This is a genomic window from Leptolyngbya sp. 'hensonii', from assembly GCF_001939115.1.
Classification (GTDB): Bacteria; Cyanobacteriota; Cyanobacteriia.
Genome location: NZ_MQTZ01000039.1, coordinates 1 through 19,787, shown reverse-complemented (window position 1 = coordinate 19,787; position 19,787 = coordinate 1). Strand labels below are relative to the sequence as shown.

Sequence of the window (19,787 nt, the reverse complement as noted above, 5' to 3'; positions counted from 1 at the left end):
CCCTTGGTCGCCCTACTGGGCATTGCCACCCTCGCCCTGTTGGGGTTGCAATTGCCAACCACCTCCTCCAATCGGCTGGTTTCCATGCTTTATACCAGCCTGGGATTTGGACTGAGCTGGATGACTGTTCTATCTGCCGCCAGTGGGCTTAACTTCTTTCCGGTATTGCTGCTGGTGGTCGTTGTGCGCGCCTGTATCCTGTTTCCCTGGTCAGGCCGCATTCTGGTTGCCCTGGCTGCCTATACCTCCTATCTGGTGATTCTGGTGCTGCGAATTCGCCCTCCAGAGACGTTCAGCGCTGTGAACAACAGTACCTCCGACCCCCTTAGATTTCTGTTTGGCCTCCTCCAATCCAGTGTTTTCTTCAACTTATTCCTCAATTCTGCCCTGCTGTTTGGCCTGGTTCTGATTTTTGTCTTGCTGCTGGTGGGAGCCCTGTTGGGAGAGTACGAGAGTCGTCAGGAACTGGCCCAGGCGAACGATCGTCTGCGGGAATATGCCCTGCTGATCGAAGACCAAGCCATTCTGCAGGAGCGGAACCGGATTGCCCGTGAGATTCACGATTCTGTCGGGCATAACCTCACGGCTCAGAGCATTCATCTGGAGAATGTGGCTCAGTTTTTAGGGCAAGATCAGGAACAGGCCGATCGGCATCTGCAGAAAGCCCGACAATTGGGCACCAATGCCCTGCGGGACGTGCGCCAATCGATCGCGGCCCTGAGGTCCCATCCACTCCAGAAACAATCCCTGCAAGATGCTCTGACCCATCTGCTACGGGAATTTGAGCAGACAACCCAAATCCGTCTGAAAGCGCAGATTCGTTTGACCATCATGCCCGCTACAGAAATCGCGATCGCCCTTTACCGGATTATTCAGGAGGCCCTTACGAACATTGCCAAACATAGTCAGGCCAGTCGGGTCCACCTTTTTCTCAGTAATCATGCCATGGGTTTTTCACTGAAAATTGAGGATAATGGACGGGGCTTCAATCCTGAGGAAAATACCACCGGCTTTGGCCTCCAGGGCATTCATGAACGGGCTGCAGCCCTGGGTGGAACCGTGACCCTGCAGAGTCGCTTAAATCAGGGCTGTACCCTCACCGTCGAAATCCCACGACAACACGGCACACATGATTCGGGTTCTGCTCGTCGATGATCAGAGTATTGTTCGTGAAGGTCTGCGCAGTCTCCTGCAGGCCAAACCAGATTTAGACATCGTTGGGGAAGCAGAAAACGGTCAAGTGGGTGTGGAGCAGGCGATCGCCCTCCAGCCTGATGTGGTCCTGATGGATGTTCGCATGCCCGTGATGGATGGGGTTGCCGCCACCCGATCGCTGCAGGAAAAAATCCCCCACATCCGCATCTTGATTCTCACTACCTTCGATGATGATGAGTACGTCACCCAGGCCCTGCGCTACGGGGCTAAAGGTTACCTGCTGAAGGACACCCCCTCAGAAGAACTGGCCCAGGCCATCCGGGCTGTTCACAAAGGCTATACCCATCTGGGGCCAGGGCTGTTTGAAAAGATGTTAAGCCCAGCTCCCACTCCGCCCCCTCCAACGCTACCGCCCGAACTAGCCCAACTCACCCCCAGAGAACTGGAGGTCTTGCACTTGATTGGCCAGGGCTACAGCAATCGAGAAATCGCCCAAACACTTTACATTACGGAACGAACGGTGAAAAACCACGTTTCCAGTATTCTGAGTCGGCTGCATCTTCGCGATCGGCTGCAGGTTGCACTTCTGACCTCAACCCTGGGCTTCCATCCCGGAAAATCTTCCGATCGATCTGAATCACCCTAGAGGATTTTCTGGAGACTCCAGATTGGGCTGCGATCCGAGCTGACCAGAAAACCAGATCCCCCATCTTCAGCCTGTGGATATTCTGGAAAAACCTGTGGAAATGTCCTTTGTTCTCCTTACCCCAATTCTTCCTGAACAGGCACCCTTTTTTTGTGGAAAAACCCCTCAAAGTCTGTGGAAAACCTCCTTCTTACTGTGGAAAATTTGTGTAGAAGATCGGCTTCGAAGTGGAAAAGATTTCGCTCTAGAAAGGGGTTGTGGAAATTTGATGGACTTCTCCACAAGTTTTCCACAGGCTGCTTTTGCCGGGATCGAAGATGAAGAAATCATTCCCGAAGTTTTTCCACATTTTCCCCAGTCCCTACTACTACTGATCTTTTATTTAAAGAAAGAAATTTGATATTTAAGGCGTTCTTAAAAACCGTCCAGGGTAAAGGTCAAAATTAGACTCTTTTAAAGAATGATTAACTTCAAATTTAACGGGTACGATATCTGCTTCCAACCTATTGCCAAAGGGCCGATCGAGAAAACAGGGTGCAGCAAGACCCACAGGGGAAGTAGCGCTCAGAAGCTGTCCAGAACTTCTGGATGCCCTAGGGAAGGGGAGGTTTGCACTGAAACCCTGACCCCATCTACCCAACAAAACTTTTTCTAGACCTGACGGGTTAAGAGTGCTACGATGTCGTTCCAAACTAAGAGTTGACATAATAGCGTTCAGTGATTACATCAACCCCAACCCTTCAGGCCCTCATGAGACTGGTTTGTGCCCAAACAGATCTGAATACCCACCTCTCGTTGGTGAGTCGGGCTGTTCCTTCGCGGCCCACCCATCCCGTGTTGGCTAATGTGCTCCTGACGGCTGATGTTGAAGCTCAACAGGTTAGCCTGACTGCCTTCGACCTCAGTTTGGGGATTCGGACCAGTTTTCCGGCTCAGGTGGATGTGCCCGGTGAAATGACGCTGCCAGCCAAATTGCTGAATGACATTGTGTCCCGCCTTCCCAGTGGCGAGATTACTCTGGAGCAAACGCAGACAGACGCCGAAGCGTCAATTCTGGCCAATCTGGTTTCGACCTCTGGGCGTTACCAGATGCGAGGCATGGGGGCGAGTGATTTTCCTGAACTGCCCGCAGTGGAAAGTGGAGAAGTCCTCCAGTTGCCGATCGAGGGCCTGCTGGAAGGCTGTCGCGGGGTACTATTTGCCACCAGCACGGATGAATCGAAGCAAATTCTGACAGGTGTCCATTTGACGTTGCAGGTGGATGGTCTGGAATTTGCGGCCACCGATGGCCACCGGTTGGCGGTGATGCAAACGGTGATGGAAGTGGGGGAAGAGGCGTCGTCCTCCCGGACTCGAAAAGCGGGGAGCAAGCCAGAAATCAATGTGACGATTCCGGCCAAGGCTTTGCGAGAACTGGAGCGAATGCTGAGCTTTTGTCAGGCCGGGACGACTGTGGCCGTGCAGTTGAACCTGGGCCAAGTGGTGTTTGAATTAGGGAACCAGTGCCTGACCAGTCGCCTGTTGGAGGGGCAGTACCCCAACTATAACCAGCTAATTCCCCGGCAATTTGGCCGCCAGATGACGATCGAGCGCCGGTTGTTCCTGGGAGCCCTGGAACGGATTGCGGTCCTGGCAGACCAGAAAAACAATGTGGTGAAGCTCAGCCTGGATGCTGAGAATCAGGAACTCACCCTTTCCGTCGAAGCCCAGGATGTGGGGAGTGGGCGCGAGACGATTCCGGCTCAGATTTCCGGTGAGACGGTGGATATTGCCTTCAATGTGAAGTACCTGGCAGAGGGGTTGAAGGCGATCGAGACCTCTGAGGTGCAGATGCAATTGAACACGGCGACCAGCCCGGTGATTGTGACCCCTGTGGGCGGGGGGAAGATGACCTACCTGGTCATGCCCGTCCAGATCCGGAGTTGACCGCTTCCCAGTCAGGAGTGGTGGCAACCTCCGCCCGTTGTCGCTCAACGACTCAATGATGCCACCATCTGAGGCACGATCTCAGCTTCCCATCCTTTACCCCTGAGACCCCCAGAAGGGAGGCGAGCTGGGCACAGACGATCGTCCCCCAATCCAGGGACTGCAGAAGCCTGGGACCCGTCGATCGCCCCGTTGCCGATTGTATCTATCACGATATGACGGAGGAATTTGGCAACGCCAGTAGCATTGACCATGCGTGGGGCGATCGCTGAGTCCACCCAAACGACCTTGCATCACTTCACTGAAACCACTCTGCTAAAATACAAAGCAATCTCAAGCATTGTCCGGTTTCCCAGCCCCGCATCACCAGCCTTTCCATGACCTATAGTCCAACTCAACTCCTCACGGTTGATCAATTCGTCGCCCAATATGGGGACGATTACCGCTATGAACTCGCTGACGGAGAACTCATTGACATGGAACCGACTGGGCCTCATGAAGCCGTAAGCGGTAAAATAGCCACTCAAATTGGCATCGCGATCGCCCAGCAGCATTTACCCTGGTTTATCCCCCGCACCTGCCTAATTCGACCCTTCTCCGAGAGTGCCACTGCTCGCCGCCCTGATGTGGTTGTTCTAGATGAAACGATGTTGTCTAGCGAACCTCGTTGGGAATACGAACCCTTGATTACGCTAGGGCGTTCTATCAAGTTGGTTGTAGAAGTCGTCAGCACCAATTGGGAAACGGATTATGCCCGTAAAGTGGAAGAATATGCCCTGCTCGGCATTCCCGAATATTGGATTGCTGACTATCGCGGCTTAGGCGGCATTGCCTTTATCGGCAAACCCAAACAGCCCACGTTTACCGTTTGCCAATTGCACGCAGAAGAATATCGCCAAGAGCAATATCGTTTAGGGCAATTCGTTCACTCTCCCCTACTGGCCAATCTAGAATTGCGCTTAGATGACATCTTACCTCGGTAGTTGATGCTCTTGTGATTTACCTCGACTATCACGCCACAACACCCGTCGATCGCCGAGTTGCCGATCGCCTCTACTACGGCATCACCAGAGAACTCGGTCATGCTAGCAGCACTGAACAGGGGTAGGGTAAATTCCGCTGCAATCTGCCAAATCTACCTTGTTAAGATACAGGCAACCTGATCTATCCCATCTATCCGTCCCCGGCTATGACCCCTGAACGATTTGTGAAGCTACCCCCCCTGGAAAATGGCGATCGACTCACCCGTGCCGAATTTGAGTGCCGTTACGCTGCCATGCCCCACCTCAAAAAAGCCGAACTGATTGAAGGAGTCGTCTACGTGAGTTCTCCCGTCTGCGTCATTCACAGCCAACCTCACGCCGATTTCATGACATGGCTGGGTGTATACCGCGCAGCAACCCCCGGTGTAGCTTGTTACGACAATCCCACAGTGCGCCTAGATGCCGACAACGAACCTCAACCCGATGCGGTATTGCGATTAGAACAGGGAGGAACCTCCCGCATCAGCGATGACGGTTATCTGGAAGGTGCGCCGGAACTGGTGGTCGAAATTGCTGCCAGCAGTGCTTCCTACGATTTACATGATAAGCAGCGCGTTTATGGCCGGAATGGCATCCAGGAATACATTGTCTGGCGTACCTACAGCCAACGGATTGACTGGTTTTACCTGGAAGACGGAGAGTACAAACCCCAATTCCCTGATGCAGCAGGCATCCTGCAAAGTCGGCAATTTCTCGGTTTATGGTTAGCGGTGAATGCCCTCCTAGCTGGTAATCTAGCTGAAGTGCTGCAAACCCTTCAACAGGGCATTGCCACCCCCGATCACCAGACTTTTGTGGAAACCTTGCGGTTCTCCATTCCAAAAGCGTGATCTGCTTGGATTACCACGCTACAACTCCTGCCGATCGCCGAGTTGCCGATCGCGTTTATCACTTCATGACCGAGGAGTATAGCAACGCCAGCAGCCATGAAAAAATGTTTATCCCACCGCAAAATCTGTGTAATGGCGCATTTTGGGTGGATCAAAACCTAAAACAATGTCGGATTTTGGCACGCCATGTTCAACTAACTTATTGGCAATCCCCACTTCCGTTCCATCCTGCTGCACCCAAATCTTGCCATCCACAAGGTCAACATGCAGCACCGTCCCATAAACCCGTTCTGACCCTCGCCAGCCGACGTAGACAAGCTGGTAGCGATCCTGTTCTCGATCGAAAATAGTTTCTGCCGTAATCCGCGTATCCCAAACCAAATTAGCGTGTTCAGTTAACAACTTCTGAACCAATTGCCGATAAGTTTCTAAGGAATCCATCGCTTAATCACCACCTGATCAATGTCATAAATCAGTAAGTTTAATTCAGTCTGTTCAACCAATTCTTTGATAAACGGGGTCACGAAAAATCGGTTGTAGATATCATTTGGCACCGCAAGATAGAGAATTCGAGAGTGCATCCCACTTTTGTAGCCCTCTCCCTAAATCCCTCTCCCAGAACGGGAGAGGGACTTTGAATCTGGCTCCCCTTCTCCCAAAGAGGGAGAAGGGGCTGGGGGATGAGGGCAACCTTGCAAAACTGGGATGCTCTCGAATTCGATCCTGCTCCTGAACTTGCAATGCAGCCCGGTAGGCAATGAACTGACCCATCGCCCCATAAAATTCAGTAATTTTAGAAGGTCCTAAAAAACTTTTGATTTCAACAGCAATTTTCCTATCACCTTGCTGAGCCGCGATCACTTTTTCTGCCCCTAGATCAATTGCTAAATCAAAACTTCCTGCTTGCAGTGGATATGGATCATGAGTGATGATCCACCCATCTCGTTGTAAAGCAGTCCTAACAATGTCATGAAACGCATCTCTAGCAGACAATAAACACCTCAAATCACCTATTAAAACCACCCTATTAAAATGTTAACAAGCTCCCTTCATCCTGAAACCCGTGATCTATCTGGGTTACCACGCTACAACTCCTGTCGATCGCCGAGTTGCCGATCGCGTTTATCACTTCATGACCGAGGAATTTGGCAATTCCAGCAGCACTGACCATGAGTGGGGCGATCGCGCTGAAACGGCTATCAAACAAGCGGCCAAACAAGTTGCTGACCTCATAGGAGCCTCACCGAGAGAAATCGTTTGGACATCCGGTGCGACGGAGAGTCTTAATCTGGCGATCCAGGGTAGTCTAGCCCCTAACCCAACGCAACCCCATCGCATTTAAGCTTTGCATGGCGGAGGCGAGGCAGCAAGCCGCTCTGGAGACTAACGGGTCAGAAAAATAATGTCTGGATCGCTCTGGCTGGGATCAATCTGAAAGCCCGCAGCGAGTAATTGAGATTTAACGGCTGCAATTTTTTCCTGACCCAGAACTCTTTCGTGGAGCTCCATCAGGATTTTGGTCACAGAGTTAAATCTGGCATATTGCATAAATTCATACTCCCCTCCTTCAATATCCACAATTAAGAAACTGGGATTGATCCGCTCCAATTCTTGATTAAAGGACTTGACAGGAACTTGGGTGGGTTGAAAGCGAGCATCTCGCTGAATGATCGAAGCAGACCAGAGTGAGGGTCCAATGTAGAAGGTGGCCTCGCCATGATGCTCCCCGATTAAGCACATGCTCTGGGTAGGATTCACCTGGTTCAGGTGATAGGTGTGGCGGATATGAGCTTCCAGTGCGGGATTCCCTTCGTAGGAGAACACTCGATCGGACCCAATGGTTTTGGCACAATAACTGGCCAAAAAACCTAGACAGGTGCCAATCTCCATCACGATATCCTCAGGCCGAAGCTGATTTTTGAGGATAGAGATTTCTGATTGTTCGTAATATTCCCCATACAGGGCTTCCCGCATGCCCTGGGAAAGGTGGTCGCCGATCGGCAGTTTGATCCCTGCCAGCTCGATCACATCCGGTTGGGTGCGCCTGCGTTGCTCGATCAAAATCCGCCGCCGCTGCAGGTCAATCAGGTGGGTCACCTTTTTCCCAAGCTGCTGTAGCACCATGCTTTCTCCTCATGAACAGGGTTGAACATAGCAATCTGAATCGTCTTGCCTGAGCCTATTGTGCCGCGCTGTCCTGCTTGGGTCAGCGTCGGGCAAGTCACAATATCGCACCAGGCAATACCATAGTAAAAGAATCTGGTTCTGCTGCTGAAACACCTTGGCCAACTCCCATGAACGTCGATCGCCCCTCCCCAGATAGTGCTGCAACTCCCCGTAATTTTGATGCGGTACTGGGGGGAGAAACCACAGCCGCGATCGGGAGTGTGGTCCTGGGGGGGTTCGCAGGGGTGCAACGCCGCTTTGCCATCGCGGATGTGGGCCAGCGGCTGGCAGCCGTGCAGGAGGCGATCCGCTATGGTCAGATGGGGGTGGAACTCCTGATCCTCGCCTTACAGGATGAGTCGCCGGTCGTGCAGCGAGCGGCCTATCGGCTCCTCCGCGATCGCTCAGAACCGATCGTGCATCAGGCTCTGAAATCCTTCAACGTCTATCCCCTCTTCACCGGGTTACAAACGTTGAAAGGCGGCGGGATGCCTGCAGCCCTCAGCCCTGATGGGATGACGATCGCAGTCGCTGGCAACAAAACCATCAAAATCTGGGATTTGCAGGCTGGCGATCTGCTTTACACCGTGGCCCGCCAATCCACGCGAGAATTTTTTGTACTGGGCTCTGGGGGGTCACTCCTGGTTCGTAGCCCTGCCGGTGATCCACAGCGGGCTGAAATTCGCCAGTCTGGGGAACTGGAGTATTTTCTCTATGGACATGAGGCCCCAATTCGGGCTCTGGCCCTCAGCCCCGATCGCCAGTGGGTGGCAACGGGAGGGGACGATCGCACCATTCGCATCTGGGATGTGCAAACGGGAAAGCCAGTGTGGACGATCGGGAGTGCCCTGACTCAGGGTACTCATAGGGGCACGATCGCTGGCCTGGTGTTTACGCCAGATCACCAGACCCTGATCAGCTCCAGTATTGATAGTACCCTCAAGTTCTGGAACCTCCGCACCCGGGAACGCCCCCGCACCCTGAAGGTCCAGGGGGATGTGCGGTCCCTGGTCGTGAGTCAGGATGGTCGCTGGCTGGCTGGGTCTTGCTGGCGGAAGATCTTCCTCTGGAATCTGGCCACTGGGCAACTCACCCAGACCCTGGAGGGCCATGCTGCCAATGTCTGGTGTTTGAGTTTCAGTCCTGATGGGAAAGTGCTGGCCAGTTGCGACAGCTATCATCCGGAGATCAAACTCTGGGCTGTGAAGACGGGGCGGATTGTTCACAGCCTGGTGGGGCATGAGGGGATTGTCAGTTGTCTTAGCTTTACGGCAGAGGGGCAACGACTGGTGAGTTGTGGTGCGGATAAAAAAATCCGATTTTGGGGGGTGGGGGATGCCTGATCAGCCCCGGTCTGGAGACTTAGTTCTGGGAGGCCAGACCTATTGTGGGACTGGGGTACTGGGCGGACTGGAGGGTGTGAAGTGGCGACTGGCTAGCCCTCAGGTGGAGCAACGGATTCTGGCTTTACAGGAAGCGCTAAACTACGGCGCAGCAGGCTTAAAATTGATCATTGCAGCTCTGCGCGATCGATCAGGCAGGGTGGAGGAAGCGGCAGTCGCCATTCTGCAGCAGCGATCGGAGCTGGATGCGACATGGGCGGTTGCTGAGGAATATGTGCCGCTGCGCTCGGCCTTCGGAGTGGACTATCGCCCCCTGCGAGATTGGCTGGGGGAAGGGAACTGGCAGGCCGCCAATCAGGAAACCTGGACGATCGTATTTCGGCTTTCCAGCTCAAACCCCAGAACCTGGCTCCAACTCGAACAGATTCAGCACTTTCCCTGTTTGGATTTGCAGACGATCGATCGCCTCTGGCAGCGGCACAGTGATGGCCGGTTTGGGTTTGGGGTGCAGGCTCGCCTCTGGCGACAGATCTGGGTCCAGCAACCAACTCCGAAGGGAACTGCAGCGCTGTTTGCAGCCCGAACCAAAGCCTGGGAGCAGTTTACTGAGCAAGTGGGCTGGTCTGTCGGAGGGCGCTGGCTGACGGAGTCTGAGATTCACTTTACCCTGGAGGCACCCCTGGGGCATTTCCCGATCGGTCTGACGGGAAAAAAACACGAGGCGACTCCGCGAAAATTTCTCTGGACGGATCTGTTCTCTCGCATAGAAAATTGTGAAAGGTGTCTGTCCTCTACCCCGAAGACGGGTGTGATCCCCGGTAAGCCTCAAGATCTCCAGGATGGATGGCATTTCTAGCAGGTATGACCCACAATTCTCACCCGCCTCGTAAAGATGATGCTGTTCTGGGTGGACAGGCTGCGCCTCCCCTGAATGGAGCTATTCTGGGTGGGCTGGAAGGGGTAACCCAGCGGTGCAACAGCCTGGTTCCAGAGGCCAGGATGGCAGCGTTGAAAGAAGCCCTGAATTATCAGCGGCGAGGGTTGTTCCTGGTAATGCGGGCCTTGAAAGATCCCGCTCCGCTGGTGCGACAGGCGGCCTATGGGTTGCTGAAAGAACGAACGGAACCAGAAGTCCGGCGGGCGTTGGAGGATTTTCTCGTCACCCATGGGGACTATGAACGGCTTCAGAAGTTTCTGGTGGCTGGAGCTTGGCGAGAGGCCGATCGGGAAACCAAAAATCTTCTGGGAAAAGCCTGTGGGGTGATTATCGAAGGCCAGTTCCGTCCGGCCCAGATTTCTGCCTGCCCCTGTGAGGATTTGCTGCTGATCGATCGGTTGTGGGTGAAGTTCAGCAAGGGACACTTTGGCTTCACGGTACAGCAGAAAATCTGGCAGAGTCTGGCTGCGACCTTCTGGGATAAAAGCGAAATCTGGGGTCTGTTTGCCGATCGGGTGGGCTGGCGAGTGAATCTGTATATCCAGCAGAATTGGAAGTCCTACGATCAACTCACCTTTTCCCTCAAGGCTCCGATCGGCCACCTGCCCTACTTGGGAGATCAGTTTGGGGTGTACACGGTCGAAGACTTTGCCAAACGCCTCCAGCAGTGCCAGTAGGAATCCCTAACGGATGCCACCGGCATTGGGATTGGCCAGGGAAGAATAGGGGGCTTCCTGGGTCATGGAGTAGGCCATGTAAAGCAGATTTTGCCGTTCGACCGCCAGGAACGTGATGGTGTAGAGGAGACCATCCTGTTCCCACATAACGGAGGAGAAATCGCTCTGGGGTTTTCTCACAGGACCATGCAGCAGATAGCCCCGCACTCCATTGGCTAGCTTAATCGGGGCGGCGGCGGCCTGATGCCGCTGATACTCCCGCAGGGCATTTTCTGAGGTGGCACTGTCTACCGAGAGGCTACCAATCAGACAGGGATGGGTGCTGGCTTTGCAGGTAAACAGCCCCACGGTCAATCCGGGGGGAGTTCGGGTCGAGATGACTTTGACGATGAGTTGGTTGGCGAGGTCATCGTCTGCTGGTCCTCCCAGCAGGATGCGGGCGGGGAGGCGCATCTTCCAGCCGGAGGGCAGGTTCTCCCGAATCTCCTGCAGGTGCGATCGAAAAATAGGTGCGGGAATGGCCTCCGAGCGCACCGCACTGATCAGGAACAGGCCGATCGCCCCAGCCAAAATGCCAAAATGTTTGCATCGAAAAACCATGTTCGCGTCTCCTTTTGCAAGTACAGCAACGCCCTGGCCTCTGTCATCACCCCTGGAATCAGTCCACACGGTAGCACCATTTTAAGGGGTTTCGATTGGCAACTGCTTCAATTTTTTGCTAACCCTTGCATGATCGAGAATTATGACTAAACTAGGGCATTGAGAGCACGCGAATGATTTTCACTCCAACGAAAAAAGATGCAGAACAGAGACGTGGGTATCTGGCTTGGCGTTGCCAGCTTGGGATCGATCGTGGCCTTCAGCCTCCCTGCTCAGGCTGCCCTTTTGACGAACTGGAAGTTTGATCAGGCAACCAGCCGTCTGGAATTCACCCTCAGTGATCAGGCCAAGCCCCAATACTTTCTGATGGCGCAACCGGTTCGGATTGTCCTGGACCTGCCTGCTACGAAACTGGGGGATGTGCCCACCAAACAGAACTTCTCCGGCCCGGTGCGCCAGATCCGCCTTTCCCAATCCAAGCAGGGGCAAACCCGGATTGTGATCGAACTGGCTCCCGATGTTGTGCTGGCTGCTGAACAGGTGAAACTCCAGAAAGTGGGGCAACGGTGGGTGGTACAACCTCTGATTGTGGCATCCGCCCCGGTCAGTCGGCCTGCCCTGCCCGTTACGGGGACTTCCTCCCCAACTCCGGCTGGGAACACAGCGTTGCCCCCTCCCCCTCCAGGCTTATCACCAGCGACGACTGCAACGGGCCAAAATCCTGCCATCAGCGTCCCCTCTTTGCCTACGAATAGTGCGCCCCCTGTAGCCCCTCCACCGGGGTTGCCCTCGATCGGAACTGTCCCGCAAAATAATCTGCCCTCCGCGAATGGAGCCTTGCCCCCGCCGATTTTCATGGGGAATCCAAATCCCACCGTCGCGGTGCCGCCTTTGGGGCAATCTTCGGGCAGTCTGCCTCCGGTTCAACCCAATTCAACCGGGATGACCGTGAGCGTGCCTCCCCTGAATCAGCCTTCCAATAGGCCCGCTACGGCCACATCGGTGCGAATTCCAGTGATTGAGTTTGGCCAACCGCTGCCCAAAACCAGCCCCGGCACTAAGTCTCAGAGTACTTTGCCGCCGCTAGAACCGGGGGCCATTCTGCTCCAGGTTGAGACGCCAGTGCCCAAGAACTAAAACTGATTGTTCTCAGGTGGGGGGAGCCCCACGCCGGGTTGATTCAGGAACAGGTTCTGGGCCGCATCATTCTGATAAATGCAGTTAATCTGGGGATTGCTTTCCAGATTGCCCGTAAAGGCAAAGGTGTTCATCCGATTTTTGCAATCGCGCACCTGTTCAGAGTTAACCAGCTTGCGCTGTTCCAGGACAGCCCAGTTATTTTGGCGCAGGACGCAGGCGGGCTGCATCTTGGGCTGTGAAACATAAACATTGAAGGGGTTCAGGGTGATGAAGACGCGCGTATCCATGGCGATCGCGCTGGCTCCGAACTGCACACAGAGTTCTGCGTTCGGAGCGGCCCGATCGATCGCTTCCCGGCTGGCAATGTTTTCTGGCCCAGAACTGGCTGTGGAACTGAAGAGAATCCCGAGGCCGACCCCCAGAACGAAGACACCTCCCAGGACCGCAAACGTGATCGGATTCGCCAGAGCCGAAGGAGAAGCAGCAGAGGATCGGGAAGGAGCAGATTTGGCAGATCGACGCTTCATAAGAGAAAGGACTTTTGTAAACAAACCAACTGTCCTACTCTAACAGTATGCCTTTTCTCCCCGAATTTCAGTCATGCATCCCGGTTCCACCCTGCAAAAGTCGCTCTTGAAAAACCTGGCAGCCGATGTCCTGACCATCTTTTGGGGGGATTGGCTTGATCTGCGAGTCCGTCTGGTTCAGGTGGTGTCCTCCGGGCTGGTGTCGCCCCTAATTTACATTCTGGCTTTTGGTTTGGGGCTGGGCAGCTCCATTCGACCCGGTGCAGGGATTGATAGCAGTTATGGCAGTTATCTGGAGTTTATGCTGCCGGGAATGGTAGCCCTCTCCTCTATGGTGATTAGTTTCGGGGGGACGACTTTTTCCATCTGCGGCGATCGTCTGTTCAGCAAAACTTTTGAGGAACTGTTACTGGTGCCAGTGCATCCCCTGGGGCTGTTTCTGGGTAAGATGCTGGCCGGAGTGGTCCGGGGCCTGCTGACCGCCGCCTCGGTGCTCTTGGTGGCTATTCTGGCCACGGGCAAGCTCTGGAGTTTTCTGAATCCCCTGTTTCTGCTACTTCTGGTGCTCAACTGCGCTGTTTTTGCCGGATTGGGTGTGATTGTAGGGCTGAAGGTTAAGTCTTTAGAGAGTGTCGGGATCTTCAACAACTTCCTGATCGTGCCCATGTCGTTTCTCGGGGCTACCTTCTTTGACCCGGCTCAATTACCTCTGGGCTTGAAGCCGCTCGTCTATCTCCTGCCCCTCACCTACACCAGTATTGGTCTCAGAGCCGCTGCCTATCAGCCCCTGGCCCAGTTCCCCTGGTATAGCATTCCAGTCTTGCTGACGGTGGCCATTATTTTGTCGGCACTGGGGGCTCGCCTGTTTGCACAGCAGCAGGATTAAAGGGCGAGGGCGATAAAAGTGGAATGCAGTCAGGAGATGGCACCTCCCAGGACAGTCTCAACGCATTTTTAAGTAGAATAGTCAACTTTCTTTGGGTAGATTTAGAATCTATATTAAAGGAAAATTTTGGTTTCTTTTGATACTTGAGGCTGTAGCTGAAGCTTATGTCCAGTGCCGAAGGTTGTGAATCAGATCCCTCGCCTCTCAGCCCTGAGCCAATTGACGGCATCCCAGCAGCCGAAATGGTGCAACTGATACGGACCTTGAGGCATCGGGTTGCTTATCTGGAGGCGGAAAAGCAAGGGCTGCTAGAGCGCAATGCGGATCTGGAGTTTCAGATGCAGCATGGGCCGACCGCAAATCATCCTTCGGACTCTCCAGAGCGGTTGATTGGGAACCTCGCCAATCGGATTCGAGCTTCGATCAACTTACCCAATCTCCTGACCCGGCTGCGATCGCAACGGCATCGTGAACATCTGGTCAGTACCCTGGCCAGCCAGATTCAGGATGTGATTGACCTGCCAGACCTTTTTAAGACGACAGTGCAGGATGTCCGATTACTCCTCAACTGCGATCGTGTGCTGCTCTATCAGTTCAACCCTGACCGGAGTGGCACCATCGTGGCAGAGTCGGTCGAGTGCATCCCACTTTTGCGATGAGTATAAGTGCTTAGAGCTGTGTTTGAAAGAGCGCGCTAAACTTTGAGCATTCCTGCTTTGGTCAACCACGTTTATGGACCCTGAGAAAAAAGCCCAAATCCAAGCCCACGCCCGTGCCCTTGCCGCCTTGCTATACGAGGAAACCGACCCGGAGCAAGTGAAAACATTGGCAGGGATTGAGGCAGCAGTGAGAGGGCATCTGCTGGAACACGTCGGTCCAGAGATCGGGGATTTTTTATTGCAACAAGCAGCGGCACCACGAGTGGACGAAAGCGCAGGCTCGATAGTATCATCGGACGACTGCGCTTGAGTGAGAAGCAGGCACAAATTCTGGAGGTGAAAGCCTACACGCGCTGGAGTCCTTACCTGGAGCAGTGTTGTTTATTGGTGAGTGCCAATGAGTCGTACGAACGAGCAGCGGAAGACATCGAAGTACTGACTGGGGTGAAGGTTGCTCACAGCACTCAACAACGATTAGTGCATCGTCAAACCTTTGAATTACCGCAAGTGGAAGGAACGGTTGAGGAGATGAGTGTAGACGGTGGCAAAGTGCGATTGCGCACCCCTCAAGGACAACCGAGCGAATGGCGAGATTACAAGGGGGTGAATCTGCATGAGTGTTGCGTTGCTGCTTTTTTCCAGGACAACGAGCAATTGACCCACTGGGTCAATAATCAGGCGCTGTCTGACCCGCTCACCTGCCTGGGAGATGGGCATGATGGCATCTGGAATATTTATACCCAAATTGGCCCCTCGACCCAAAGACGGGAGATCTTGGATTGGTATCACCTGGTTGAGAATTTGGGCAAGGTTGGAGGGTCGCAGCAACGCTTAGGGGCGGTAGAAGCTTGTTTGTGGCAGGGCGATATCGAGGGGGCAATCGCCCAGTTTGACGATTGGAAACACGAGCGGGTTGCGACTTTCATTGGCTACCTCAGTAAGCATCGACAGCGGATTGTCAACTACGGCTATTATCAAGCCGAAGGCATCTCCATTGGTTCTGGTGCGATTGAATCGACGGTCAAACAAATCGGGCAGCGCATCAAGATATCGGGAGCACAGTGGGAAAAGAACAACGTACCACAAGTACTCAAGCAGCGCTGTGCTTACCTGAATGGTCAATTCTCAAAATGAGTCTTACAAAACTGGGATGCACTCGCTCCCTCTGACCAAAGCAGGTCAAGCGAACGCACTGACCAATCGAGTTTAGCCATATCACCATGAACCGGAATGATGAGATGCTCAAGACCGACCTGTTTTGCGCGAGCTTTGAGTTCCTCAATAAAAACAGATGAGGCATCTACTGCCATGACAGTGCTTTGGTAGTGTTGTGCAAGCAGCAATGCACTTGCACCGCTTCCACATCCGAGATCAGCAATGCGTGGCTTGAGAGGCAAGGTAGAAAGATTGCTCAAAATATTGCGCGAGAAGTCAAAGTCACCTGGTCCTTTATGATCAAGTCCACGGTGTAAATCAATCAAGGCGGCAACGTTCTCTGTTTGAGAGTCTGTATTCATAGCTCTAATTCCAAGAGACTCCTGCCGTCTAACGGTTGCGGTCAGTGGTTGCCGATCGCCTTGAACTCAGCACCAGCGACTTCCTTCAATCTGCTGCACTGCAATTGTTAGACATCAGCTTTCTACCAACCTTGACTGACTACATTAGCAAGTTCACTGCTGCTACGTTGTTTTAGCGATTTAAGACATCACTCCGATGAGCGACAGAACCTACAATCTGCACTACCTCATCAATTAAGGCTTGGGGAACTTCCAACTCAACTAGGGTAGCAACTAAATCCTCGGCAATCGCATCGAAGTGGCTATCGGTTAAGCCCATCTCAGTCACTAATTCTTTATGAGCATCTCTCATAGGCCGACCATCCCAATGCTTAGCACCACCAAAGGCATAGGTCATAAAGGCTTTCTGATGCTTTTTCTGTTGTTGCATATCCGTGTGAGCGAAGAAATGCTGCACTCGCTCATCCGCCAAGACCTTCTCATAAAACTTTTCTACAGCCAAATCAACAGCCGCTGCACCACCAAGCTTGTCATACAGTGTACTCATTGAAAATTGCTCCTCAATAAGTAGTCAGGAGGAATTAAATATAAAACGTTCCAGGGAGTAATTGCCCCTACTACTACGAGCTTGCATTCCCTCGATGATCGCATCGGCTAAATCAACTTCATGCTCAAACATCCGCCCAGCAATTTCATGGGTTTTGAGTTGATGCCACTGCTCCTCGATCCGATTCATCTCAGAACAGTAGGGTGGCAACCAGAAGAGGAACAATCCTTGGGCTTGCCACTTGAGCCATTGTTGCTGAGCCAGACGACTGGTATGGGCAGAGCCATTATCTTGAACAACTACCGTTAATCGCCCCGTTTGAGCCAGGGTAACAGATGCCTTCTCGGCAATCCAGTCCATGACTTGGACATAACTRGCACTCTTGAATCCCCCTTGAGCCAAAGCATACTCGAAGTGACAATTGGGTTGCCACAACCCTAAAATGCTGATCCGTCCATTGCGACGTTGAGTTTGTTCGAGCCGCTTTTGCTCCCCAATGCGACTGTAGCTATAGCTGACGGGACTCCACAAGCAACACCCGGATTCGTCTAAATATTTCAGTTCAATGTGACCTTCGAGGTCTGCTAACTTCAACGTGTCCAGGTCTGCTTGCTTCAATTGACGTTGCTCTGGGTCTTGCTTGCCCTGGTGGCTTTGCCGAGTCCGTTTCCAGCGGAAGCCCTTTTTTTCAATACTCGGCTTAATTGGTCAGCACTTAACTCAACTTGTCGGTCTTCCTTCAACTTTTGYGCCAGTTGTACACTGTTGTAGGTGCGAGCCTCTGTTTCTAGACATTGCTCGATGTAGCGCAAGTCCGCTTCCTGCCATCTCGCTGCCACCCCTCGTCCAGSGGCTTCCCATAAGCCTCCTAAGCCTAGGCGCTGCCACCGTCGTATCGTGGCTCGCACCGTATGTTCATGGCACTCAAAGACCTCGGCGATTGCCGGGGCGGTCCATCCTTGCGCATTCAGCCGCAGCATATGGGCACGGTCTCGGGTTCGTTGCGGCACGGTCSTGGCTAATCTCAGTTCAGCCAGGGTGCGGTCTTCCTCGTCACTCAGTTTGATTCGTAAGGGGGCAGGCACTAGAGACAACCAGTAGAGGGCCAAATCTATCTTATACTTTATTCCTCCGACCTACTTAGAGCCGGAATTGATCCGTCTCCAAGGCGTTAAATAACCGCATAGCCCAATGCATTTCAGTCCGCCGATGTAATCCATCTGTCTCTGGCTGGTAGACATGAATGCGGTTGCGACCATGGCTCTTAGCCGTTTGACAGGCTGCATCTGCAGCACTTAAGGCACTCGATAAACTGTCATAGTGATTATTGAGGAGAACGAGGCCTACGCTGATAGTCAAGTTAAATGTGTTGTTCTTCCAGAAGAATCGGAGTTTTTGAACTTCTTCACATAACGATTGGACTACTTTCAGAGCCTGTTCTAATTCACACTGGTGCAGAATTAAGGCAAATTCATCGCTTCCCAGTCGAGCCAGGATATCTGTTTTGCGAACCCGTTGCCGAAATAATTGACTGATCTGGCAGAGAAATTCATCTCCTGCAATGTGTCCGCCGACCTCATTGATAATTTTGAACCGATCGACATCGATATAGCAAAGAACGTGTTGTTGATCCAAGATTCTGGAGTTACAAACCACTCGCTCCAGATATTGCTCGAAAAAACAGCGATTCATCAATTGGGTCAGGGGGTCATAGTTGGTCTGCCAAGTCCTCGATCGGGCTGAACTGCTTGTTCCATTAATATTTCGAAATACCAGCAATGTACCCTCGACTGCTCCATCACTTCCACGCAGTAGGGTGACTGAATAATCAATGACTAATTGACGATTATCCTTAGAGAGAAGGAGCACATATTCAGTATTTGTTTGTTCGCCATGATGGAGCTCCTCAAGGGATGATTCAGTGAAAGGCTCTACAAGATTAACGTTGATGTCCTGAACCACCTGGAATACCGTTGAAGCTAGCTGAGATTGGGCATCTTCAAACTTCCAACCGGTTAATTTTTCTGCATCTGAGTTGAGAAATATCACACGCCCTGCGGCATCAGTCACGATGACTGCTTCCCCCATCAGTTGGAGGGCCAGTTGGATAGTTCCTGTCTCCTGCATTGTATCGGGTTCAGCTCGTTGCAAGCCATGGGCTCCCCGTACCAATTCCAGTACAACCCCATCTGGCATTTTGACCTGCAACTGTTCTATTCTGCTCTGCGAAGTAGGTGAAACATCCAACTCTATGTTGTTGTGAGCAGCCATATAGTGTGCTGAGGCGGGATCTTTTCTGTAAGATTGCCTGTGAGCAATACCCTGATCTATCTCAAACATGCCCAACCCCTGATTGAAGAATTAAATAGATACAGATGAAGAGCTGAGTCTGTATGGTCCAAAGTCGCCAGACAACACATCTGTCGATAGCAAGCGGACACAAGAGTTATTGCGGTTCTTTTGTTTAGCTTTATATAACCCTTTATCTGCTGCTTGAATCAGGGCTGCAGGGGAGATATCTGAGGAGGGGATACAACTGCTGATACCCAGGCTAAGGGTAACCCACGGACTCACGCTGGAACGAGCATGGGGAATGGCCAAATGTTGTACGCCGAGGCGAATCGTTTCAGCAATATGAAAAGCACCAGCAGAATCTGTATTCGGTAGAATCACAGCAAATTCCTCACCTCCATACCGGGCAACCAGATCCGCAGAGCGTTTAACCATCTCCTGAACGGTTGCTGCCACTTGTTTCAGGCAGGTATCCCCCGCTTGGTGACCATAGAGATCGTTGTATTGTTTAAAGTAATCAATGTCACATAAAATCAGGGCCAGGGGTGCATCAGAGCGCATACTTCTGCGCCATTCCAGCTCAAAATATTCATCAAACCGGCGGCGATTGGCGAGCTGAGTTAACCCATCTAAGTGGGCTAATCGCTGCAACTCCTGGTTTGCAATCTTCAAAGCAATGGCTTGTTCTTTGACCTTTTCGGTCAGAAAGCGCAGCCTGAGGTGAACTCTGACCCTGGCCAGAACTTCTTCTTGTTGAAAGGGCTTGGTAATATAGTCCACTGCTCCCAGAGACAGCCCTTGAACTTTGGTTTCTGTATCAGAACTGGCGGTGATGAAAATGATGGGGATATTGCGAAGTTTGGGATTGGCCTTGAGCCTGCGACAAACCTCAAACC

Annotated in this window: 25 protein-coding genes and 1 pseudogene; 14 read left to right on the top strand and 12 right to left on the bottom strand. The window is 52.6% G+C overall.

Features of this window, described 5'->3' with window-relative positions; genetic code table 11:
* The 4 genes from BST81_RS11895 to dnaN all read left to right on the top strand — a co-directional run.
* A partial coding sequence (locus BST81_RS11895; protein WP_143780319.1) for a sensor histidine kinase occupies positions 1-1,155 on the top strand: 1,155 nt, incomplete at its 5' end.
* The gene (locus BST81_RS11890) at positions 1,130-1,801 is read left to right on the top strand and encodes a response regulator transcription factor (protein ID WP_075598730.1); all 672 of its coding nucleotides are present in this window, start codon (positions 1,130-1,132) and stop codon (positions 1,799-1,801) included. The genes BST81_RS11895 and BST81_RS11890, both read left to right, overlap by 26 nt.
* A 73-nt stretch (positions 1,802-1,874) precedes the next feature.
* Positions 1,875-2,201, top strand: coding sequence for a hypothetical protein (locus tag BST81_RS11885; protein ID WP_075598729.1), 327 nt, complete (start codon positions 1,875-1,877; stop codon positions 2,199-2,201).
* A gap of 350 nt (positions 2,202-2,551) precedes the next feature.
* Entirely contained in the window at positions 2,552-3,727 is a 1,176-nt protein-coding gene (gene dnaN, locus BST81_RS11880; RefSeq protein ID WP_075598728.1) for a DNA polymerase III subunit beta, read from the top strand.
* Between the two features lie 44 nt (positions 3,728-3,771).
* Here dnaN and BST81_RS28080 read toward each other — a convergent pair whose 3' ends face one another.
* Positions 3,772-4,005, bottom strand: coding sequence for a hypothetical protein (locus BST81_RS28080; RefSeq protein WP_171974743.1), 234 nt, complete (start codon positions 4,003-4,005; stop codon positions 3,772-3,774).
* Between the two features lie 99 nt (positions 4,006-4,104).
* Between BST81_RS28080 and BST81_RS11870 the strand changes: the two genes are divergently transcribed.
* Both BST81_RS11870 and BST81_RS11865 read left to right on the top strand, forming a co-directional pair.
* A complete protein-coding gene (locus BST81_RS11870; protein ID WP_075598727.1) occupies positions 4,105-4,710 on the top strand; it encodes a Uma2 family endonuclease in 606 nt (201 codons plus the stop codon).
* A gap of 206 nt (positions 4,711-4,916) precedes the next feature.
* Entirely contained in the window at positions 4,917-5,600 is a 684-nt protein-coding gene (locus BST81_RS11865) for a Uma2 family endonuclease (protein ID WP_075598726.1), read from the top strand.
* A 108-nt stretch (positions 5,601-5,708) separates the two neighbouring features.
* On the opposite strand, the gene BST81_RS11860 is transcribed toward BST81_RS11865, so the two are convergent.
* The 3 genes from BST81_RS11860 to BST81_RS27030 are packed head-to-tail and all read right to left on the bottom strand — an operon-like array spanning position 5,709 to position 6,593.
* Positions 5,709-6,041 carry a XisI protein gene (locus BST81_RS11860; RefSeq protein ID WP_075598725.1) on the bottom strand — a complete coding sequence of 111 codons (333 nt, stop codon included), beginning with the start codon at positions 6,039-6,041 and terminating at the stop codon, positions 5,709-5,711.
* Positions 6,029-6,181 (bottom strand): element excision factor XisH family protein, encoded by a 153-nt coding sequence (locus BST81_RS29270; protein ID WP_083636819.1) that lies wholly within the window; start codon positions 6,179-6,181, stop codon positions 6,029-6,031. Before BST81_RS29270 ends, BST81_RS11860 begins: the two co-directional genes overlap by 13 nt.
* On the bottom strand, positions 6,144-6,593 hold the full coding sequence (locus tag BST81_RS27030; protein WP_083636818.1) for an element excision factor XisH family protein: 450 nt from the start codon (positions 6,591-6,593) through the stop codon (positions 6,144-6,146). The genes BST81_RS29270 and BST81_RS27030 overlap by 38 nt, the downstream gene beginning before the upstream one ends.
* Positions 6,594-6,663: 70 nt before the next feature.
* Between BST81_RS27030 and BST81_RS11845 the strand changes: the two genes are divergently transcribed.
* On the top strand, positions 6,664-6,942 hold the full coding sequence (locus BST81_RS11845) for an aminotransferase class V-fold PLP-dependent enzyme (RefSeq protein WP_290439439.1): 279 nt from the start codon (positions 6,664-6,666) through the stop codon (positions 6,940-6,942).
* Positions 6,943-6,983: 41 nt separating this feature from the next.
* Here the strand turns inward: BST81_RS11845 and BST81_RS11840 are convergent, their stop codons facing one another.
* Entirely contained in the window at positions 6,984-7,724 is a 741-nt protein-coding gene (locus BST81_RS11840; protein ID WP_075598724.1) for an FkbM family methyltransferase, read from the bottom strand.
* Positions 7,725-7,894: 170 nt separating this feature from the next.
* Here BST81_RS11840 and BST81_RS11835 point away from each other — a divergent pair, with 170 nt between their 5' ends.
* From BST81_RS11835 to BST81_RS11825, 3 genes are read left to right on the top strand one after another with little or no spacing between them, the layout of a single operon-like run.
* Positions 7,895-9,109: a WD40 repeat domain-containing protein gene (locus BST81_RS11835; RefSeq protein ID WP_075598723.1), complete on the top strand. Its 1,215-nt coding sequence runs from the start codon at positions 7,895-7,897 to the stop codon at positions 9,107-9,109.
* Positions 9,102-9,965, top strand: coding sequence for a GUN4 domain-containing protein (locus BST81_RS11830; protein ID WP_075598722.1), 864 nt, complete (start codon positions 9,102-9,104; stop codon positions 9,963-9,965). The genes BST81_RS11835 and BST81_RS11830 overlap by 8 nt, the downstream gene beginning before the upstream one ends.
* Positions 9,966-9,970: 5 nt before the next feature.
* Positions 9,971-10,723 (top strand): GUN4 domain-containing protein, encoded by a 753-nt coding sequence (locus tag BST81_RS11825; protein WP_075598721.1) that lies wholly within the window; start codon positions 9,971-9,973, stop codon positions 10,721-10,723.
* A 6-nt stretch (positions 10,724-10,729) separates the two neighbouring features.
* Here the strand turns inward: BST81_RS11825 and BST81_RS11820 are convergent, their stop codons facing one another.
* Complete coding sequence (locus BST81_RS11820) at positions 10,730-11,323, bottom strand: hypothetical protein (RefSeq protein ID WP_075598720.1); 594 nt, start codon at positions 11,321-11,323, stop codon at positions 10,730-10,732.
* Between the two features lie 198 nt (positions 11,324-11,521).
* On the opposite strand from BST81_RS11820, the gene BST81_RS11815 reads away from it, so the two are divergent.
* Positions 11,522-12,460 (top strand): AMIN domain-containing protein, encoded by a 939-nt coding sequence (locus BST81_RS11815; RefSeq protein WP_075598719.1) that lies wholly within the window; start codon positions 11,522-11,524, stop codon positions 12,458-12,460.
* On the opposite strand, the gene BST81_RS11810 is transcribed toward BST81_RS11815, so the two are convergent.
* Positions 12,457-12,990, bottom strand: a complete 534-nt coding sequence (locus BST81_RS11810; protein WP_075598718.1) for a DUF3172 domain-containing protein — start codon at positions 12,988-12,990, stop codon at positions 12,457-12,459. The two genes, BST81_RS11815 and BST81_RS11810, sit on opposite strands and share 4 nt — an antisense overlap.
* Positions 12,991-13,063: 73 nt before the next feature.
* On the opposite strand from BST81_RS11810, the gene BST81_RS11805 reads away from it, so the two are divergent.
* The 3 genes from BST81_RS11805 (at position 13,064) to BST81_RS11790 (ending at position 15,669) form a co-directional block, all read left to right on the top strand.
* Positions 13,064-13,876 (top strand): ABC transporter permease, encoded by an 813-nt coding sequence (locus BST81_RS11805; RefSeq protein WP_075598717.1) that lies wholly within the window; start codon positions 13,064-13,066, stop codon positions 13,874-13,876.
* A gap of 164 nt (positions 13,877-14,040) precedes the next feature.
* Positions 14,041-14,535, top strand: a complete 495-nt coding sequence (locus BST81_RS11800) for a hypothetical protein (RefSeq protein ID WP_075598716.1) — start codon at positions 14,041-14,043, stop codon at positions 14,533-14,535.
* A 73-nt stretch (positions 14,536-14,608) separates the two neighbouring features.
* Positions 14,609-15,669 (top strand): ISKra4 family transposase gene (locus BST81_RS11790; protein ID WP_143780318.1). Its coding sequence is split into 2 segments (ribosomal slippage): positions 14,609-14,765 and positions 14,765-15,669, totalling 1,062 coding nucleotides; the frame shifts between segments, so codons are not numbered across the junction.
* Here the strand turns inward: BST81_RS11790 and BST81_RS11785 are convergent.
* The 5 genes and pseudogenes from BST81_RS11785 to BST81_RS11760 all read right to left on the bottom strand — a co-directional run.
* On the bottom strand, positions 15,654-16,052 hold the full coding sequence (locus tag BST81_RS11785; RefSeq protein WP_216351311.1) for a class I SAM-dependent methyltransferase: 399 nt from the start codon (positions 16,050-16,052) through the stop codon (positions 15,654-15,656). The genes BST81_RS11790 and BST81_RS11785 overlap by 16 nt on opposite strands.
* Positions 16,053-16,224: 172 nt before the next feature.
* Positions 16,225-16,599: a group 1 truncated hemoglobin gene (locus BST81_RS11780; RefSeq protein ID WP_075598714.1), complete on the bottom strand. Its 375-nt coding sequence runs from the start codon at positions 16,597-16,599 to the stop codon at positions 16,225-16,227.
* 24 nt (positions 16,600-16,623) lie between these two features.
* Positions 16,624-17,684: pseudogene (locus BST81_RS27025) on the bottom strand (IS630 family transposase).
* Positions 17,685-17,739: 55 nt separating this feature from the next.
* The gene (locus tag BST81_RS11765) at positions 17,740-18,870 is read right to left on the bottom strand and encodes a diguanylate cyclase (protein WP_171974741.1); all 1,131 of its coding nucleotides are present in this window, start codon (positions 18,868-18,870) and stop codon (positions 17,740-17,742) included.
* Positions 18,871-18,960: 90 nt separating this feature from the next.
* Positions 18,961-19,787, bottom strand: an 827-nt coding sequence (locus tag BST81_RS11760) for a diguanylate cyclase (protein WP_075598711.1), incomplete at its 5' end; no start/stop codon positions are given.

Coding starts and splice junctions, on each gene's coding strand:
- BST81_RS11890 (WP_075598730.1), top strand. CDS start 1,130: ATGATTCGGGTTCTGCTCGTCGATGATCAGAGTATTGTTCGTGAAGGT.
- dnaN (WP_075598728.1), top strand. CDS start 2,552: ATGAGACTGGTTTGTGCCCAAACAGATCTGAATACCCACCTCTCGTTG.
- BST81_RS11870 (WP_075598727.1), top strand. CDS start 4,105: ATGACCTATAGTCCAACTCAACTCCTCACGGTTGATCAATTCGTCGCC.
- BST81_RS11865 (WP_075598726.1), top strand. CDS start 4,917: ATGACCCCTGAACGATTTGTGAAGCTACCCCCCCTGGAAAATGGCGAT.
- BST81_RS11860 (WP_075598725.1), bottom strand. CDS start 6,041: ATGGATTCCTTAGAAACTTATCGGCAATTGGTTCAGAAGTTGTTAACT.
- BST81_RS29270 (WP_083636819.1), bottom strand. CDS start 6,181: ATGCACTCTCGAATTCTCTATCTTGCGGTGCCAAATGATATCTACAAC.
- BST81_RS11840 (WP_075598724.1), bottom strand. CDS start 7,724: ATGGTGCTACAGCAGCTTGGGAAAAAGGTGACCCACCTGATTGACCTG.
- BST81_RS11835 (WP_075598723.1), top strand. CDS start 7,895: ATGAACGTCGATCGCCCCTCCCCAGATAGTGCTGCAACTCCCCGTAAT.
- BST81_RS11830 (WP_075598722.1), top strand. CDS start 9,102: ATGCCTGATCAGCCCCGGTCTGGAGACTTAGTTCTGGGAGGCCAGACC.
- BST81_RS11825 (WP_075598721.1), top strand. CDS start 9,971: ATGACCCACAATTCTCACCCGCCTCGTAAAGATGATGCTGTTCTGGGT.
- BST81_RS11820 (WP_075598720.1), bottom strand. CDS start 11,323: ATGGTTTTTCGATGCAAACATTTTGGCATTTTGGCTGGGGCGATCGGC.
- BST81_RS11815 (WP_075598719.1), top strand. CDS start 11,522: ATGCAGAACAGAGACGTGGGTATCTGGCTTGGCGTTGCCAGCTTGGGA.
- BST81_RS11810 (WP_075598718.1), bottom strand. CDS start 12,990: ATGAAGCGTCGATCTGCCAAATCTGCTCCTTCCCGATCCTCTGCTGCT.
- BST81_RS11805 (WP_075598717.1), top strand. CDS start 13,064: ATGCATCCCGGTTCCACCCTGCAAAAGTCGCTCTTGAAAAACCTGGCA.
- BST81_RS11800 (WP_075598716.1), top strand. CDS start 14,041: ATGTCCAGTGCCGAAGGTTGTGAATCAGATCCCTCGCCTCTCAGCCCT.
- BST81_RS11785 (WP_216351311.1), bottom strand. CDS start 16,052: ATGAATACAGACTCTCAAACAGAGAACGTTGCCGCCTTGATTGATTTA.
- BST81_RS11780 (WP_075598714.1), bottom strand. CDS start 16,599: ATGAGTACACTGTATGACAAGCTTGGTGGTGCAGCGGCTGTTGATTTG.
- BST81_RS11765 (WP_171974741.1), bottom strand. CDS start 18,870: ATGGCTGCTCACAACAACATAGAGTTGGATGTTTCACCTACTTCGCAG.